The sequence below is a fragment of the Streptomyces silaceus genome (assembly GCF_001419745.1).
GTDB classification, from domain to species: Bacteria; Actinomycetota; Actinomycetes; order Streptomycetales; family Streptomycetaceae; genus Streptomyces; species Streptomyces silaceus.
Map to the genome: position 1 here is coordinate 1 of NZ_LIRJ01000355.1, position 16,897 is coordinate 16,897.

General features: G+C 71.9%; 15 protein-coding genes and 1 pseudogene. 3 read left to right on the forward strand and 13 right to left on the reverse strand.

Annotated features, from left to right (window positions below; genetic code table 11):
- The coding region (locus AOK22_RS29045) for an endo-beta-N-acetylglucosaminidase H (protein WP_055701693.1) at positions 1-828 on the forward strand (828 nt) is incomplete at its 5' end.
- Positions 829-1,059: 231 nt separating this feature from the next.
- A complete protein-coding gene (locus AOK22_RS29050) occupies positions 1,060-1,854 on the forward strand; it encodes an ArsR/SmtB family transcription factor (protein ID WP_055701694.1) in 795 nt (264 codons plus the stop codon).
- A gap of 51 nt (positions 1,855-1,905) precedes the next feature.
- On the opposite strand, the gene AOK22_RS29055 is transcribed toward AOK22_RS29050, so the two are convergent.
- The 3 genes from AOK22_RS29055 to AOK22_RS29065 form a co-directional block, all read right to left on the reverse strand.
- A complete protein-coding gene (locus AOK22_RS29055; protein ID WP_055701695.1) occupies positions 1,906-2,760 on the reverse strand; it encodes a hypothetical protein in 855 nt (284 codons plus the stop codon).
- Between the two features lie 334 nt (positions 2,761-3,094).
- Entirely contained in the window at positions 3,095-5,410 is a 2,316-nt protein-coding gene (locus AOK22_RS29060) for a glycosyl hydrolase family 18 protein (protein WP_079036890.1), read from the reverse strand.
- Between the two features lie 401 nt (positions 5,411-5,811).
- Complete coding sequence (locus tag AOK22_RS29065) at positions 5,812-6,213, reverse strand: winged helix-turn-helix transcriptional regulator (protein WP_055701707.1); 402 nt, start codon at positions 6,211-6,213, stop codon at positions 5,812-5,814.
- 74 nt (positions 6,214-6,287) lie between these two features.
- On the opposite strand from AOK22_RS29065, the gene AOK22_RS29070 reads away from it, so the two are divergent.
- On the forward strand, positions 6,288-6,959 hold the full coding sequence (locus AOK22_RS29070) for an NADPH-dependent F420 reductase (protein ID WP_055701696.1): 672 nt from the start codon (positions 6,288-6,290) through the stop codon (positions 6,957-6,959).
- A gap of 5 nt (positions 6,960-6,964) precedes the next feature.
- Here AOK22_RS29070 and AOK22_RS29075 read toward each other — a convergent pair whose 3' ends face one another.
- The 10 genes and pseudogenes from AOK22_RS29075 to AOK22_RS29120 all read right to left on the reverse strand — a co-directional run.
- Positions 6,965-7,393, reverse strand: coding sequence for a VOC family protein (locus tag AOK22_RS29075; RefSeq protein WP_055701697.1), 429 nt, complete (start codon positions 7,391-7,393; stop codon positions 6,965-6,967).
- Between the two features lie 186 nt (positions 7,394-7,579).
- Positions 7,580-8,800, reverse strand: coding sequence for a metallophosphoesterase (locus AOK22_RS29080; RefSeq protein WP_055701698.1), 1,221 nt, complete (start codon positions 8,798-8,800; stop codon positions 7,580-7,582).
- A gap of 158 nt (positions 8,801-8,958) precedes the next feature.
- Positions 8,959-10,128, reverse strand: a complete 1,170-nt coding sequence (locus tag AOK22_RS29085) for an agmatine deiminase family protein (protein ID WP_244165110.1) — start codon at positions 10,126-10,128, stop codon at positions 8,959-8,961.
- A gap of 90 nt (positions 10,129-10,218) precedes the next feature.
- A complete protein-coding gene (locus AOK22_RS29090) occupies positions 10,219-11,034 on the reverse strand; it encodes an ATP-binding cassette domain-containing protein (RefSeq protein WP_055701699.1) in 816 nt (271 codons plus the stop codon).
- Positions 11,027-12,016: an ABC transporter ATP-binding protein gene (locus AOK22_RS29095; protein WP_055701700.1), complete on the reverse strand. Its 990-nt coding sequence runs from the start codon at positions 12,014-12,016 to the stop codon at positions 11,027-11,029. Before AOK22_RS29095 ends, AOK22_RS29090 begins: the two co-directional genes overlap by 8 nt.
- Positions 12,013-12,867 (reverse strand): ABC transporter permease, encoded by an 855-nt coding sequence (locus tag AOK22_RS29100; protein ID WP_055701701.1) that lies wholly within the window; start codon positions 12,865-12,867, stop codon positions 12,013-12,015. The genes AOK22_RS29095 and AOK22_RS29100 overlap by 4 nt, the downstream gene beginning before the upstream one ends.
- Positions 12,864-13,823, reverse strand: a complete 960-nt coding sequence (locus AOK22_RS29105) for an ABC transporter permease (protein WP_055701702.1) — start codon at positions 13,821-13,823, stop codon at positions 12,864-12,866. Before AOK22_RS29105 ends, AOK22_RS29100 begins: the two co-directional genes overlap by 4 nt.
- Entirely contained in the window at positions 13,820-15,472 is a 1,653-nt protein-coding gene (locus AOK22_RS29110; RefSeq protein WP_055701703.1) for an ABC transporter substrate-binding protein, read from the reverse strand. The genes AOK22_RS29105 and AOK22_RS29110 overlap by 4 nt, the downstream gene beginning before the upstream one ends.
- 19 nt (positions 15,473-15,491) lie before the next feature.
- Complete coding sequence (locus AOK22_RS29115) at positions 15,492-16,505, reverse strand: agmatine deiminase family protein (protein WP_055701704.1); 1,014 nt, start codon at positions 16,503-16,505, stop codon at positions 15,492-15,494.
- A gap of 93 nt (positions 16,506-16,598) precedes the next feature.
- Positions 16,599-16,897, reverse strand: a pseudogene (locus AOK22_RS29120) (urease subunit alpha); the annotation flags it as partial.

Sequence of the window (16,897 nt, forward strand, 5' to 3'; positions counted from 1 at the left end):
GCCCCCGCCCCCACCCCCGCCCCCAAGAAACAGGGGCCGACCTCGGTGGCGTACGTCGAGGTGAATGACAACAGCATGCTGAACGTCGGCAAGTACACCCTTGCCAACGGTGGCGGCAACGCCTTCGACGTCGCCGTTATCTTCGCGGCGAACATCAACTACGACACGACCAAGAAGTCGGCGTATCTGCACTTCAACGAGAACGTGCAGCGCGTCCTCGACAACGCCGCCACGCAAATACGGCCGTTGCAGCAGAAGGGCATCAAGGTCGTCCTCTCGGTGCTCGGCAACCACCAGGGCGCGGGCTTCGCCAACTTCCCCTCGCAGCAGGCGGCTTCGGCGTTCGCCAAGCAGCTGTCGGACACCGTCACCAAGTACGACCTCGACGGCATCGACTTCGACGACGAGTACGCCGAGTACGGCAACAACGGCACCGGCCAGCCGAACGCCGGCTCGTTCGTGCACCTGGTGACGGCGCTGCGGGCGAACATGCCGAACAAGATCATCAGCCTCTACAACATCGGCCCGTCCGCGTCGCGCCTGTCCTACGGCGGCGTCGACGTCTCGTCCAAGTTCGACTACGCCTGGAACCCGTACTACGGCACCTGGCAGGTCCCCGGCATCTCCCTGCCCAAGTCGAAGCTCTCGCCGGCCGCCGTCGAGATCGGGCGGACCTCGCAGAGCACGGCCGCCGACTTCGCCCGCCGCACGGTCAGCGAGGGGTACGGCGTCTACCTGACGTACAACCTCGACGGCTCGGACCGCAGCGCCGACGTCTCCGCCTTCACGAGGGAGCTGTACGGCAGTGACGCCGTCTACAAGCCGTAGGGAGGCCGCCCACTCCGGCGTGCGGAGCTCGCTCGAAGCGTGCCGCATCCCGTCGTAGGGCTGCCAGCCGCACAGACCGCGCCTCTGACAACGATGTCGGGGCGCGGTCGTGCGTCACGGGACGGGTTGCCCGGTGCGCATGACCGACCCTTCCCGGTTGACATGCAGCCTTCTGGCTGCCAATGATGGAAAGGCAGCCAGAAGGCTGCATGACGGGAGGCGGTGAGGGCGGTGGACGCGGTGTTCAAGGCGCTGGCCGACCCCAGCCGACGGCGCCTCCTGGACCGGCTCCGGGACCGCAACGGGCAGACCCTGCGGGAGCTGTGCGCGGGGCTGGACATGGCGAGGCAGTCGGTCAGCAAGCACCTGACCGTGCTGGAGGCCGCCGAGCTGGTGACCACGGTCAGGCGCGGGCGGGAGAAGCTGCACTATCTGAACGCCGCCCCGATCAACGCCATCGCCGAGCGCTGGATCAGCCGGTTCGACAGGGAGCGGGTGAACGCGCTCGCGGACCTGAAGAGAGCATTGGAGCATCCCCCCATGGACAGCAAGACGTTCGTGTACACGACGTACATCCGCACCACGCCCGAGCGGCTCTGGCAGGCCCTGACCGACCCGGCCTTCACCGACCGCTACTGGGGCGTGCGCTTCACGACCGACTGGGCCGAGGGCTCACCGCTCGTCTGGACGGAGGGCGGTGCCGAGATCGCGCATCCCGACCAGGTCGTCCTCACCTACGACCCCCACCGCCGCCTGGCCTACACCTGGCACACCTTCACCCCGGAATGGGCCGAGGCGGTCGGCGCCGACGAGGAAGTGCGCGCCCGCGCCGCCGCCGAACGCCGCTCGCACGTCACCTTCGACCTCGAACCCCAGGGCGACCAGGTCAAGCTGACCGTCACCCACGACTTCGACCCCGCGGGCTACCTGCACTCCCTGTGCAGCCAGGGCTGGCCGCCCATCCTCTCCAGCCTCAAGTCCCTCCTGGAGACGGGCGAGCCGCTCCCCGCTCCTGGCGAGGGCTGACCGGCCGCACCGGCCCCGGGACGGGTCGTGGCACCGGAGCCGGCAGGGGCGTCAGACCGAAGGGGCCTCGGGTGTGCGGGGGCCGTACACCCGGGCGGTCAGGCGTTGCCCGGCACGCTCGGTGATGAGGGCGAAGCCGTGGACGGCGGCGAGGGAACGGGTGTGGTCGGCGGAGAGGGAGCCGTGGCGCTCCAGCGTCAGGGCCGGGAGGCCGGAGGGCCCGTGGCCGGGGCTTCGGTGGAAGGACAGGACGCTGGTCGACATGGGTTCGTGGTGCGGGTAGCGGGCCCGCGCCGTGCCCTCGTCGGCGTGCGCGAGGACCCGTACGCCCGCTTCGCCACCGAAGTCGGCCGCCACGCCCGCCGCCCGCCAGTGCGCGGGCTCGTGGTCCGCGCCGGTCAGCTGCCGGGACCGGTTCGCGGAGGTGATGAACAGCAGATCGGCGCCGGCGCGCTCCAGGGCCGCGGACAGGAAGGCGTTCGAGGGGCAGGCGTGGCCGGGGGCGATGACCTGCACGGTGCGTACGCCGTCCTGGACGGAGGTCAGATGGTCGGGCACCGTTGCGGCGGCGGGGCCGCGCACCCCGTAGGGTCCGAGCGCGAACAACTCCCGTACAAGAGAACGTACTTGCTGCCTGGGCAGCACGGACGGCAGCAGGGACCAGTCGAACAGCGACAGGATCCGGTCCGGGGTGGTCGTGGCGCTGCCCACCTGCCCGGCCGGGCGCCCCTTCATCACGTTCACCCGCTCGACGACCGCCGCGTCACCACGCGCGGTGAGCGCGTAGAAGTTGGCGAAACCGTGCACCACGGCGTCCCCGTCGGCCACCGCCTCGGCGGCCCGGCCCACCGCGGCCTCGTCCGCCAGCGTGCCGATCCCGCCCTGTCGCTCCTCCACGCCTGCCATGTCCGTCCCGTCCTCCGAGGCCGTTGCGTCGGCCATCCCTGCGGCAAAGCCTTGGACGGTACTGACGGTCGGTGGACGTACGGTTCATGCGACGTGTGTTCTCGTGGCGCGTGTTGACGCGAAGGGAAACCGTTCTTCGCCGGAGTGGCAAGGGTGGGAGAGCCCCACGCCCCGTCGTCCGCCGCGGGCGGGTGTCACCGGAACGAGTGCCGCCGGAGATGGGCCGCCTCGGAGGGGATTTCCGAAGCGGCCCCGGCTGGTGAAGTGGTCCCGACGCGTGAAGCGGCCCCGGCTCGTGGGGCGGCCCCGACCGGCGTGCCGGTCGCCGCGGCGGCTACTTCAGGCCGCGGTCCAGGGCGTTGAACAGGACGTTGTTCGAGGTGTCTCCGGACATCTCCCAGATCATGCCGCCGAGCAGGCCCTTGGACTTGATGTACTGCGTCTTCTTCTCGATGGACCAGGGATCGTCGAAGGACCACCACTGGCCGTTCGCCCCCGTGTAGCCGTACGTGGAGACGGACTGCTCGTCGTGGTAGACGGTCAGGTTCGGGAAGGCGGCGACGAGGTTGTCGTAGCCACGGGTGCCCGCCTCCTCCTGGAACTGGCCCGGCGCGGCGCCGTTCGCGCTCTGCCACTCGCCGTGCGCGCCGCCGTCGGCGACCTGCTGCCAGCCGCGCCCGTAGAACGGGAAGCCGATGGTGAGCTTGCGCGGCTTGATGCCCTGATCGGTGTACGCCTTCACGGCGTCGTCGATGCTGAAGTCGGTCGGGTACGGGCTCTGCGCGTCCTTGTACAGGTTGGCCTGGTGGCCGGTGCGGTTGGGCTCCCAGGAGTTGTCGCTGCCCGCGCCGTGGAAGTCGTAGCCCTGGACGTTGCCGAAGTCCAGGTACTTGAAGACCTCCTTGAGGTCCCAGCCCTCGTTGATCTTCTTGGGGTCGGCCGGGGTGAAGGCGGTGAGCAGCCGGTGGCTGCCGCCGAGCGCGTCGAGCTGCCTGCGGAACTCGGCGATCAGGGCGGTGTTGTTGGCCTTGTCGTCGGTGCTCCAGTGGTTACCGGGGTGGCCGTCCGGCGAGCCCGGCCACTCCCAGTCCAGGTCGAAGCCGTCGAAGATGCCGGCGGCGACGCCGTCACCGCCCGCGCCGTTGTACGCGGGCAGATTGCCCTTGATGTACATGTCGATGCAGGACTTGACGAACTTCTTCCGCGACTCGTCCGTCTTGGCGACGTCGGAGAAGTACTTCGAGTACGTCCAGCCGCCGAGGGAGACGACCACCTTGAGGTTCGGGTGCTTGGCCTTGAGCTTCTTCAGCTGGTTGAAGTTGCCGCGCAGTTTGCCCCAGCCGTCGTCGGCGACGCCGTCCACGGACTGCCCGGCGGGGAAGGCGCGACCGTAGTCGGCCTCGGCGTCCCCGGCCCCGTCGCCCTGGTTGGGGTCCTGGGGGTTCTGCGTGGTGCCCTTGGTGACACCGTTGAGGCAGGTGAGGTTCTTGGGGTCGATGTTGGCGAAGGCGTAGTTGATGACGTCGAGCTTGGCCGCGGCGCCGGACGTCTCCAGGTCCCGCACGAAGTACTGCCGGCCGTAGATGCCCCACTGCACGAAGTAGCCGACCTTGGCGTAGCCGCCCTGGCCGACGGCCTCCTTGGTGGTGACGGACAGGGTGTTGCTCGCGGGCGAGGGATTGTCGGCGGCGTCGCGCGCCGTGACGGTGAAGGCGTACGCGGTGTCGGGCGTCAGTCCGGTCACCGTGCTGGTGAGGGTGTCGGCGGGCAGGCTCTCCACGAGGGTGCTGCCGCGGTAGACGTCGTACGCGGCGACGCGCTGGTTGTCGGTGGCCGCGTCCCACGCGAGCTTCACGGTGCTCGAAGTGACGTCACTGGAGCGGAGGTTGCGGGGCGCGGTGGGCGGCACGGTGTCGGTCGCCGGGTCCACGGTGGTCGCGTTCACGGGGGCGCTCGCCTCACCGGTGTTGCCGCGCGAGTCCTTGGCCCGGACGCTGAACTGGTAGGCGGTCGCCGGTTCCAGGCCGCGCACCGTGGCCTGGGTGGTGGCGCTGGCCGCCACGACGGTGGTGCCGCGCAGCACCTCGTACGAGGCGACGGGGAAGTCGCCCTGGGCGGCCGCCGTCCACTTCAGGCTGATGGTGCGGGCGGTGGCGTCGGCGACGCTGAGGCCGGTGGGGGCCTTCGGGGGCACGGCCGCGGTGCCGTCGCACTTGTCGCCGTTGATGAGGCAGCCGGTGGGCGGCTTGAGCTGCCCGCTGCCGCGGAAGCTGTAGCTGTACGGCTCGGTATCGCGGCCCGCCGGGACACGGGCGTTGTAGTACGCGGGCGTCACGACCACGTGCCTGCCCTTGACCTCGGCGGTGCCGTGGGTGTGGTCGCTGATGGTGACGCCGTCGGGCAGGTCGAACTCCAGGGACCAGGTGTCGACGGCGGTGTCACCGCTGTTCTTCACGACGAACTTGCCGGTCCAGGAGGTGCCGCTGCCCTCGCTGACGAAGGTGGCGGTGAGCTTGGCGGCCGCGTGGGCGGGGGCCGCGAGCGAGGTGAGTCCGGCCAGCGCCAGCGCGAGGACGGCGAGGACGGCGACGAGACGTCGGGGCGAGGCCAGGACCCCGTGGGGTCCGGCTGCGGATCTGAGTGGGGACACGGCTCTCCTCGGGGAAAGGTGAGGCGTCCGTCCGTGCCGGGCCGTCCCCCGCTGCCGGGGCGTACGAGAGCGGCGGTGGACGCGGGAACGGTCCGATGGGGCGGGGGCCGGACGCGCTTCCTGCGGGTCCTGCGGAATCTGCGCGTGGTGCGCATCGTGCGGGCTCTGCGATTTCCGGCGGTACAGACCTCTTAGGGAACCACCGTCCGTGAGCATGTCAACGCGGGTGGGAGGGCTCCCAGGCCGTACCAATCCACGACGTGGAACCCCTCTGCCACGCTCCCGCGCCCGCAAAGGACTGGACCAACTCCCCGAGATTTTGCCTGGCCTTGAACTGGGCGCGGGTCGCATGTGGCCTCAACAGTCCTGTGGGTGGCGGGAGTTGACCGCTGATGGACGCGCTACCGCTGTGGACCGCCCTGGCGAGCAGAAGGGGAGGAGGGCTGCGGAGCGGCAGCGCAGGCTGCCTCCTGCGCGGCCATGACCTCGTCGCCGTGCGCGAAGGCCCAGGCCCCGATGGTGTCGATGGGGGAGAGCAAGGTCCGGCCGAGAGAGGTGAGTTCGTACGCGACGCGCGACGGCGCGTCGGGGTGGGCCCGCCGTTCGACCAGTCCGTTGAACTGCAGCCGTCGCAGCGTCTCGGTGAGGACCTTCGAGCTGATGCCTCCGATCCGCTTCCGTAGGTCGACCGAGCGGGCGGGGCCGTCGCGCAGCGCCCAGAGCACCACGGCGTTCCAGGTGTTGGAGAGCAGGTCGAAGGCGAGGCGGGCGCGGCAGTCGGCGAGGAAGGTGTCGGTGGTCACGTACCACATGGTGCCCGAACCATTCCCTAGCGTCGGTATGCACGGTCGAAGCAGGCACGGAGAGGGAACACGTGATGAGGATCGGCGTACTGGGAACGGGCAACATGGCCGACGCGCTCGCCACCCACTGGGTGCGGGCCGGACACGAAGTGACCATCGGGGGACGGGACGTACGCAAGGCGGAGCGGCTGGCGACGCGGATCGGAGGCGGCGCGCGGCCCGCCGGTCTGCGCGAGGCGGCCGAGTCCGGCCGGGAGGTGGTGCTGGCCGCGCTGCCCTACGGAGCGGGCGCGGACGTCGCGCGGGACCTGCGCGCGGCTCTGGAGGGCAAGGCGCTGCTCGACTGCTCCAACCCGATCGGGCCGGGGTTCCGACTGCTGACCGGGGGAGGCCCCTCAGCTGCGCAGCAATTGGCCGTGGCGGCTCCGGGAGCTCACGTCGTCAAGGCCTTCAACCTCTGCCACGAGGACGTGTGGCGCATGCGGCCGCCCGTCTTCGACGGGCGACCACTGGCCGTGCCCCTCTGCGGTGACGACGAGACGGCCCTCGTGCGCGTACGCGAGCTGGTCCGGGACGTCGGCTGCGAACCGGTCGCCGGCGGCGGTCTCGAACGCGCGGGGCTGCTGGAGGCGACCGCCGCGCTGTTCATCGCCCTGTGGGTCGGCGAGGGGGCGGACGCGCAGGCGATCGCGCCTCCGCTGGCGTATGCGGCGGGACCGGGCCACCAGGAAGCGACCTCCCCCTAGGCCGCTCAGTCGATGCAGAACTCGTTGCCCTCGATGTCCAGCATCGGGATGCACGAGTCGTTGCCGTCGTACAGGGTCTGCACGTGTACCGCGCCCAGAGGGACCAGCCGTGCGCATTCGGCCTCGAGTGCGGCGAGGCGCTCCTTGCCCACGAGGCCGGTGCCGACGCGCACATCGAGATGCACCCGGTTCTTGGCCGCCTTCCCCTCGGGGACGCGCTGGAAGTACAGGCGCGGGCCCACACCCGAGGGATCGATGCACGCGAACCACGCATCCCGCTGCTCAGGTGGCTGCGTCCGCGTGAAGTCGTCCCACGTGGCGAACCCCTCCGGCGGGGGCGGTACGACGTAGCCGAGCACCTCGCACCAGAAACGAGCGAGCCGCTCGGGTTCCGCGCAGTCAAAGGTGACTTGGAACTTCTTGATCGCTGACATCGGCGCACCGTAGCAGGCGGACGCGCGCACCGGTCCGCCCGCTACGGAAGCGAGGCCGCCCGCTGCGACCCGCCGGGACCGGTGTCATCCGACGCGGTAGTACGCCAGGAACATGTCCACGCCGCGCTCCACCGGACGATCGGCGAGTTCCGGGGCCGGACGGTCGCCGTACGCGCTGTGCACGAGCTACGACGAGGTGGTCCGGCGCGGGGAGCGGAGTACGAGCAGGGTGATCTCGCTGGGGGCGAAGACGCGGAACGGCGGGCCCCAGAAGCCGGTGCCGCGGCTGGTGTAGAGGAGGGTGCGGGTGCCGTGGCGGCTGAGGCCGGCGAGGGCGGGCTGGTCGAGGCGGACCAGATGGTGGAAGGGCCAGATCTGGCCGCCGTGGGTGTGGCCGGACAGCTGGAGGTCGACGCCGCCCGCTGCCGCCCGGTCGACGAACGTGGGCTGGTGGGCCAGGAGCAGGACGGGGTGGTCGGGGTCGGCGCCTTCCAGGGCTCCGGCGAGGTGGGCGCGGTGGCCCGCCAGGCCGGAGGACTCGGCGGTCACGTCGTCCACTCCGGCGACGACGAGGGTGTCGCCGCCGCGTTCGAGGAGGAGATGGCGGTTGCGCAGCGGCTCCCAGCCCAGCTCGTCCATCAGGTCGACCCAGCCCTGGGCCTCGCTGTAGTACTCGTGGTTGCCGGTGACGTAGACCCGGGCCCGGGTGGCCCGCACCGTACCGAGGGGGGCGGCCTGGGCGCGGCGGCGTTCGGCCGTGCCGTCCGCGATGTCGCCGGTGTGGCAGACCAGGTCGGCCTCCAGGGTGTTCAACGTCTCGCAGACCCGTGCCGACCAGCGGGCGCGATCGAGCGGGCCGTAATGGGTGTCGGTGATGAGGACGACGCGGGTGCCGTCCAACCCGGCGCCCAGGCGGGGGAGTTCCACGTCGAGGCGGCGCACGCGGGGCACCCTGCGGGCCTCGGCGTATCCCCAGACGAGCAGCACGGCGGCCACGCCGAGGACCGCCCAGGTGACGATCCGGGCCCGGTCCTGGCCGTCGCCGACGCCGGCCAGGACCAGGGCGAGCCGCAGCAGGACACCGAGCAGGACGGACCAGGTGAACAGGACCCAGATGCTCCCCAGCAGGGTGTCGCCGACGATCGCCGCCCGGTCCTGCTGCCGTCGGCCGTGGCCGCGCATCATCGCGAGCGGCATGCCGATCAGGCCGAGGACGAACAGGGTGGCGCCGACCAGCGTGACGGGGAGCGGCCAGTGCTGGCCGGTGTGCAGCAGCACCCAGCAGGGCACGGTCCACAGCAGGACGGGCGCGATGAGGGGGATGAACCGCATCAGGCGGTGCAGTCGGCTCCGCCGTGGCGCTCGCGTTTCCCTCTCGGCGGGCCGGGTGTTGCTGGTGTCGGTCACGCTTCCCCTCCTGGCCGGGCGGCTGTCCCGCGCACTGTATCCGGCCGCCCGAGCGGCGCGCCGGGTGCGGGGACCAGGGGCGGACACGCCGGCGGGTCGCCGGGGCCCGGTGCGCGGCCGAGAACGATCCTCGGCCGCGCACCGGGCGGCTTCCCGGGTCAGGGAGCCGGCTGCTGCTGTGTCACGCAGTGGATGCCGCCGCCGCCCGCGCCGAGCCGGTCGATGTCGATCTGCACGACCGCCCGGCCCGGGTGCAGCCGGGCGAGCGTCGCCCTGGCCGCCGCGTCGGCCGTGGCGTCGCCGAAGTGGGCGCTGATCACGGCGCCGTTGCAGACGTAGTAGTTGGCGTAGGACGCGAGGAAGTCCGGGTTCCTGGACCGGATCTTGTTGTAGTCCGGGCCCTGCAGCCGGGTCGGTTCGATCGGCCGGCCGGTGGCGGTCGTGGCATCGGACAGGACCCTGTACTGCGCGCGGGCGTCCTTGGCGTACGCGTCGTTGTCCGAGTCCAGGGGCCACTGCACCAGCGCTCTGCCGGGGGCGAGGAAACGGGACGTGGCGTCGACGTGGTCGTCGGTGATGTCCTGGCCGTACACGCCGTCGAACCAGATGACCTTGTCCGCCCCGTACGCCTCGCACAGCGCGTCCGTCAGCGCCGCCTCTGACATCCCGGGGTTGCGGTTGCCGTTGAGGAGACTGCTGCGCGTGGCCATCAGGGTGCCCGCGCCGTCCTGCTCGACCGCGCCGCCCTCGCCCACCAGATCGGCGCCGGTGAACCGCACACCGGCCAGTGCGGCGATCCGCTCGGCGACCCGCGCGTCCTTGGCGTGCTGCTGTTTGCCGCCCCAGCCGTTGAAGTGCAGCCCGACCGCGTCGAGACCGCCCGCGCCGTCGGTGCGGAACACCGGTCCGGAGTCCCGCATCCAGCAGTCGTCGACCGGCACGGACGTGACGACCTCGACCGAACTCCCGCACATCGAGCGGGCCTTGGCGGCGCTCGCCGGGTTGGCGCAGAGGGTGACGGGTTCGTACCTGGCGACCGTCCGCGCGATGAGGGCGGTGTCGGCCTGGACCCCGCCGAGTCGACGCCCCCAGATGGCGCTGCTGTCCGGCCAGGCCATCCACGTCCTGGTGTGCCGGACGTCCTCGGCGGGGACGGCGAAGGAGCCGGCGCGGGCCGCCCTCCGCGGCGCGGACGATCCTCCGGCCCACGCCTCGGCGCCCACGAAGACCGCGCCCGCCGTGGCGACCGCGGCCGCCGTCAGGAACGTACGCCTGCTCGGTGACGGCCTCTTGTGACGGCGTGCTGTGGGGTGGTCGTTCACGTTCACTGGTGCCTCCTCGTCTGGTGAGTGCGATGAGCACAACGAATGCGATGAAGTGCGATGAAGTGCGATGAGTGGCTCGAGTCGGATGTGCGGTCAGGTGGTCAGGGCCCGGCGGGCCGCCGCGATCCGCTCCGGGTCCCAGCCCGGACGCGGGACGGATTCGAGGAGCAGCCGGGTGTACGGGTGCCGGGGCGCGGACAGGACGTCGGCGGTGGCGCCCGCCTCGACGACGCGGCCGTGCCGCATCACGATCACGTCGTCCGTGACGTGGCGGACCACGCCGAGGTCGTGGGTGATGAAGAGGTAGCCGATCGACGTCCGTTCGCGGATGTCGGCGAGCAGGTTGAGGATCTGCGCCTGCACCGAAACGTCGAGCGCGGCGACCGCCTCGTCCAGGACGAGGACCGCGGGCTCGACCGCCAGGGCCCGCGCGATGGCGACGCGCTGGCGCTGCCCGCCGGACAGTCGGCGGGGCAGCGCGTCGGCGGCGCGGGTGCCGAGGCCCACCTGGTCGAGGAGTTCGCGCACCCGCCGGTCGTGGTCGGCGCGGGGGAAGTGCGGGCGCAGGGTCTCTCGCAGCGCCGCCTCGACGCTGGTGCGCGGATCGAGGGAGAGGTAGGGGTCCTGGAAGACCATCTGGATCTCGCGGGCCCTGGCCAGGCGCCCGGCACGGCCGCGGACGCGTGCGGCGCGGGGTCTGCCGCGTACGTGGATGTCGCCGGCGTCGGCCCGTTCCAGGCCCACCAGGATCCGGGCCGTCGTCGTCTTGCCGGAGCCCGATTCCCCCACGATGCCGAGGGATCCGCCCTCGGGCACCGCGAAGGAGACGTCGTCCACGGCCCGCACGGCACCGAAGTCCCGCCGCAGTCCGTCGACTTCCAGCACGTTCGCCTCCGTCGGCTCAGACATCGGCGGTGCTCCCTTCGAGGCGGTCGCTGTGGTGGCAGGCGGCCAGGTGGTCCGGCGCGCCCGGCGCGGAGCGCGGCGCGGGGTCCTCCTGGTCGCACGCCTCGGTGGCGAGCGGGCAACGGGCGGCAAACGCGCACCCGTTGAGGGCCGTGCGGAGATCGGGCGGCTGGCCCTCGATGGCCTTGAGCCGTGCCCCCGCCGTCTCCAGGCGTGGCGTGGAGGCCAGCAGGGCCGCCGTGTAGGGGTGCCTCGGCCGGGCGAACAGGGCCTCGGCGGGCCCGTGTTCGGCGATGCGGCCCGCGTACATGACGTACACGCGGTCGCTGATGGCCGCCGCCAGGTCGAGGTCGTGGGTGACGAACAGCAGCCCGGTGCCGAAGCGTTCGCGCAGCCGGACGAGGAGCGCGACGACCTCGGCCTGGCTGGTGACGTCCAGGGCCGTGGTGGGTTCGTCGGCGAGCAGCAGGGCCGGGTCGCCCATGAGGGCCGCGGCGATCATGACGCGCTGGAGCATGCCGCCGGACACCTGGCCGGGATACTTGCGCAGGACGCCGGCGTCCAGGCCGACCGCGTCGAGGAGTTCGATGGCACGGGCGGTCGCGTCCGCCCGGCTCGTCGCACGGCCGCCTTCGGTGAGGAAGCCGCCGATGCGGCGCAGCGGGTTGAGGGCGGCGCGAGGGTCCTGGAAGACCATGGCGGCGGTGCCGGTGCGCAGGGCGCGCAGCCGGGCGGCGTCCATGGTGAGGACGTCGTCGCCCTGGACCCGGACGGCGCCCTCGGTGACGGCGCCGGGCGGCAGGAGGCGCAGCGCGCTGCGCGAGGTGAGGGTCTTGCCCGACCCCGACTCGCCGACGAGGGCGACGGTCTCCCCGGCGGCGACGGTGAGGTCGACGCCGTCCAGGACGGGGCGGGCGGTGCCTGGCAGGGTGATGCGGAGCCCTTGGACGTCGAGTACCGGGCTGGGCGGGGAAGCTGTGTTCATCGGTCCCTCCTGGCCACCCGGTCGGCCCACCGTTCGCCGACGACGTTGAACGCGACGACGGTCAGCACGATGAAGACGCAGGGCAGCACCGCGGAGAGCGGGTAGCCGTGCTGGATCGCGGTCTGGCCGTCGAAGACCATGCGGCCCCAGTCCGGGGTGAGCGGGGGCACGCCGAGTCCGAGGAAGGACAGGCCCGCGAGGTCCATCAGGGCGTAGCCGAAGTTGATGGTGGCCTGGGCGAGGACGACGGGCGCGATGTTGGGCAGGACGTGGCGCAGGCAGATCTGGAGCGCGGAGTGGCCCTGGACCTGGTGGGCGCTGACGTAGGGCCGGGCCCGCTCGGCGAGGACCAGGGAGCGGGTCAGGCGGCTGACGTAGGGGAGGTAGGCGACGGCGAGGGCGATCACCGGGGCGAGCAGGCCCTCTCCGTAGACGGAGATGATGAGGATCGCGAGGAGCAGCCCGGGGAAGGCGAACACCAGCTCGGTGCTGCGGGAGAGCACGGAGTCGAGCCAGCCGCCCCGCCAGGCGGCCACCGTGCCGACGGCGACCCCGGCGAGGGTGGAGAAGACCACCACTCCGAGAGGGCCGAGCAACGACGTGCGGGCACCGAGGAGCAGCCGCGAGAGGGTGTCGCGGCCCGCGGCGTCCACGCCGAGCGGATGTTCCGCGGAGGGTCCGGCGAGCGCGCCGCCCAGGTCGACGGCGTTGGGGTCGTGCGGCACCACCCAGGGAGCGAGCAGCGCGGCGAGGACGACGAGGGCGACGACCGCCAGACAGAGCAGGTGGAGCGGTGAGCCGCCGGCGCGGATCCGGGCCAGGCCGGGGCGGCGGGTGAGGACGGCGGTCATGCGGCGGACTCCCTCGTGCCGAGCGTGATCCGCGGGTCGACCAGCGGGAGCAGCAGGTCGACGAGCAGGTTCACGGCCATGAACAAGGCCACGACGATCAGCGCGATGGCCTGGACGGTCGGGAAGTCCTTGGTGGTGGTGGACAGTTCGAGGAGCTGCCCGATGCCGCCGACGCTGAAGGCGGTCTCGACGAGGATCGTGCAGACCAGGAGCGTGGAGACGACGAGCCCTCCGGTGGTCAGGACGGTGCCGAGCGCGTTGCGGAACACATGGCGGCGGATCACCAGGCGCTCGGGTACGCCCCTGCTGCGGGCCACGGTGACGTGCTCGCTGTCCAGCGCCTCGACCATCGCCGAGCGGGTGACGCGGGCGAGCATGCCGATCAGATACAGGGCGAGCGCGATCGAGGGCAGCGTCAGGTGCCAGATCATGTCGCCGAGACCGTCGCCCGCGCCGCCGCTGGGGAACCAGCCGAGACGCACGGCGAACAGGCCCTGGAGCAGCACGGCCGCCACGAAGGACGGCGTGCCGACGGCGAACGTCGTGACGACCAGGATCGCGGAGTCGGTGCGCCCGCCGCGCACGGCGGCGATCCGGCCGAGCAGTAGACCGCCCACGACGACCACCGCGAGCGCCATGACGATCAGCAGCAGGGTGGTGGGCAGCCGGTCGGCGAGGAGCCGGGAGACATCGGTGCGGTAGGTGATCGACCGCCCGAAGTCGCCGCGCAGGACCCCGCCGAGCCAGTCGAAGTACCGTACGGCGAACGGATCGTCCAGGTGGTACCGGGAGTTGATCGCCGCCACCGCTTCCGGTGACGCCGACCGGCCCGAGAGCAGGAAGCTCGCCGGACTGCCCGGCGCCACGTACATCGCGCCGAAGACCACGAACGACGCGGCGAGCAGGGTGGCGGCCATCTCGGCGACGCGCCGCGCCGCGAATCTGAGGAAGGTCATCGCGCGGCCCCCACATCGGCGGCCCACGGGTAGTACATGTACGCGATGCTGGTCGGCGCGCCCGTGATCCTCTTGTTGAGGAAGACGGCGGTGGGCCACTCCGCGACGGGGATCCACGGCAGCTGCCGATTGGCCCTGCGGTGGAGCTCCGCCTCGATCGCGAGGCGCCGCTTCGGGTCGTCGACGGCGGTGGCACGGTCGACCAGCTCGTCGTACGCCTTGTCGCTGTGACCGGCGAAGTTCAGATAGGCGCCGGTCTTGAAGTTCGTCAGGAGATCGAGCGGATCGGTGATCGAGTCGTAGTACGTGAGCGGGAACATGTCGATGCCCTTGCGCGCGCCGGGGTCGGTGAACAGCGCGGTGAACGCGTTGGGCGCGATGGACTTGAGCCGGATGTCCAGGCCGATGCGGGTGCCGGCGTCCTGCACGGCGGTGGCGAGGAGCGACACGTCCTGGCCCACCGAACTGGTCGCGACGGTCAGGGACGCGCCGGTGGCGCCCGCCTCCTTGATCAGCGCCTTGGCCCGTGCGATGTCCGGCGCGGCGGGCCGGGCACCGCCGAAGGCCCGCCGCGCGGTCCGCTCGGGCGCCTCGGCCCAGGCGGCCCGGGTGGTGAGCGCCCTGGTCGGGGTGCCCGCGCCGCCGAGGCCGACCTGGACGAACCCGGCGCGGTCGAGAGCGAGGGAGAGGGCGCGCCGCACCCGGAGGTCGCCGAGCGGGCCCTTCATGTCGGTGACGGCGAGATTGACGGTGCTCAGGCCCTCGCCGAAGTAGAGCGTGCCGACGCCGCTGCCGCGCAGCCGCGCGTAGCTCTCGGTGGGGATCAGATAGCCGCCGTCGGCATCGCCGCTCAGCAGGGCGTTGGTCCTCGCCGAGGCATCGGGCAGGAAGCGGAAGACCACCTTTCCGGACTTGGCGCGGCGGCCCCAGTAGCCGTCGAAGCGGTCGAGTTCGATGGACTGGCCCTTGTTCCAGGTGCCGAGTTCGAACGGGCCCGTGCAGGCGAGGCCACCCGAGGTGCCGTAGTCCCTCCCCGCCGCCCGGACCCCGGCCTCGGAGGCCACGACCCCGGCGGCGCTTGCCATGTACTGGGGGAACTGCGAGTCGGGCTTCTTGAGCGTGACGGTCACCTGGAGCGGCCCGGTCTTCTTCACCGAGGCGACGTTCTGGAAGACCTGCGTCCACGCGGCGGCGTTGTCCGGGTCGCGCTGCCGGTCGAGGCTGAACACCACGTCGTCCGCGGTCATCGTCCGCCCGTCGTGGAAGCGTACGTTCTGCCGCAGGTCGTAGACCCAGGTGGTGCGGTCGGGGTGCGACGCCTTGCGGGCCAGGCCCGGCTCGGTGGTGAGCCCCGGCGTCCAGCGCATGAGGCTCTCGCACACGTTGGAGAGCACCATGTTCTGCGGGTAGTCGAACGCCACCGTGTAGTCGAGCGTGGGCGGTTCGGCGTACAGGGCCCAGGTGAAGGAGTCGATGTCGCCCTTGGCGCGCGGGGTCGCCGCCGAGAGGGAGAAGCCGATGCCGGAGGCGTTCCGCGGCGGGCCCGCGCAGGCCGCGAGCGCGGCGAGCGAGGCCAGGGCGGCGGCCGCGGCGGTCAGCCGCCGGAGCCGGCCGCGTCTCGCGGCGCGGGGCGCGGGGGGAGTGGTCATGGGGGCGCTCACCCGTACGTCACGCGCTGTGGCGGGTGGCGGGGACCTGCTGGGTGATGCAGTGCACGCCCCCGCCGCCGTACGCGACGGCCGCGGCCCGCACCCCGACGACCTTGCGACCGGGGTACGCGGCGGCGATCACCGCGAGCGCCTCCTCGTCCACGGGCCGGCCGGCCACCGGCACGACGACACCGCCGTTGGCGACGTAGTAGTTGAGGTACGACACCTCGACCTGGCCACCGGCCACCTCGGTGAACACGGTCTGCGGGACGTCGACGATCTCCAGCGGCCTGCCCTGGGCGTCGGTGCTGACCTCCAGGACGGCGCGGTTGGCGCGCATCCGGGCGTAGTCGGGGTGCGCCGGGTCGTCGGGCAGGGAGACGACGACCTTGCCGGGCGCGGCGAACGCGCAGACCCCGTCGACGTGTCCGTCCGTCTCCGTGTCGAGCAGCCCGCCGTACGGAAGCCAGATGATCTTCTCGACGCCCAGCCGGGAGGTGAGTTCGGCCTCGATCTCGGCGCGGCTCATGCCGGGGTTGCGGTTGGGGTGCAGCAGACACTGCTCCGTGGTGATCAGCGTGCCCTCGCCGTCGACGGTGATCGCGCCGCCCTCCAGGATCATGTCGGAGGGGATGCGCGCGACGCCGAGGTGGTCGAGCAGCAGGCCGCTGATCCGGTCGTCGGAGTCGTACGGGTGGTGCTTGCGGCCCCACGCGTTGAAGCGGAAGTCGACCCCGGCACGGCGGCCGTCCCCGTCGAGGACGAACAGCGGGGCCGAGTCGCGGAACCACGAGTCGTCCAGGGGGAGTTCGATCACGTCGACGGCGTCACCGCACCGCGCGCGGGCACTCTCTCCGTGACCGGGCGGGGCGACCATGGTGACCGGCTCGAACTCCGCTATGGCGCGGGCGACGTGCGCGTACTCGCCCTGAACCTGGTCAAGGACGCCGTCCCACAGATCGACGCGGGTGGGCCAGGCCATCAGACAGCCCTCGTGCTCGGACCATTCGGCGGGCATGCGGTACGCGGACATGGGGTGTCTCTTTTCTTTCGGAGGGTGAGGGTGGAGATGGAGACAGAGGTGGGGTGGAGGTGCAAGGGGAGAAAGCGCGGGGCGACGCACGCGTCACAGGAAGTAGAGGCGGCTCAGGGAGACTTCCTGGGCGGGCTCGGAGCGCAGGGGCGCGCCGTCGAGGGTGACCAGGCCGGTGCGCGCGTCGACGTCGACCTGCCCGAGCCGGTTGTTGCCGACCATGTCCGCGGGCCCGATCCCGCGGGTGCCGCGCACGGCGACACGGCGGCGCCGGGTGGCCATCGCGTCGTGCGGCCTGCCGAAGGAACCCGACTCGGCGGCGGCCTGGGCGACGAAGGCCACGGAGAGGTCGGCGGGCGCGGCGCCGTGTCCGCCGAACAGCGGGCCGAGGA

Excerpts from the sequence above, each read along its gene's own strand:
- AOK22_RS29055 (WP_055701695.1), bottom strand. The coding sequence starts at position 2,760 with ATGGCAGGCGTGGAGGAGCGACAGGGCGGGATCGGCACGCTGGCGGAC.
- AOK22_RS29070 (WP_055701696.1), top strand. The coding sequence starts at position 6,288 with ATGAGGATCGGCGTACTGGGAACGGGCAACATGGCCGACGCGCTCGCC.
- AOK22_RS29075 (WP_055701697.1), bottom strand. The coding sequence starts at position 7,393 with ATGTCAGCGATCAAGAAGTTCCAAGTCACCTTTGACTGCGCGGAACCC.
- AOK22_RS29090 (WP_055701699.1), bottom strand. The coding sequence starts at position 11,034 with ATGTCTGAGCCGACGGAGGCGAACGTGCTGGAAGTCGACGGACTGCGG.
- AOK22_RS29095 (WP_055701700.1), bottom strand. The coding sequence starts at position 12,016 with ATGAACACAGCTTCCCCGCCCAGCCCGGTACTCGACGTCCAAGGGCTC.
- AOK22_RS29100 (WP_055701701.1), bottom strand. The coding sequence starts at position 12,867 with ATGACCGCCGTCCTCACCCGCCGCCCCGGCCTGGCCCGGATCCGCGCC.
- AOK22_RS29105 (WP_055701702.1), bottom strand. The coding sequence starts at position 13,823 with ATGACCTTCCTCAGATTCGCGGCGCGGCGCGTCGCCGAGATGGCCGCC.
- AOK22_RS29110 (WP_055701703.1), bottom strand. The coding sequence starts at position 15,472 with ATGACCACTCCCCCCGCGCCCCGCGCCGCGAGACGCGGCCGGCTCCGG.
- AOK22_RS29115 (WP_055701704.1), bottom strand. The coding sequence starts at position 16,505 with ATGTCCGCGTACCGCATGCCCGCCGAATGGTCCGAGCACGAGGGCTGT.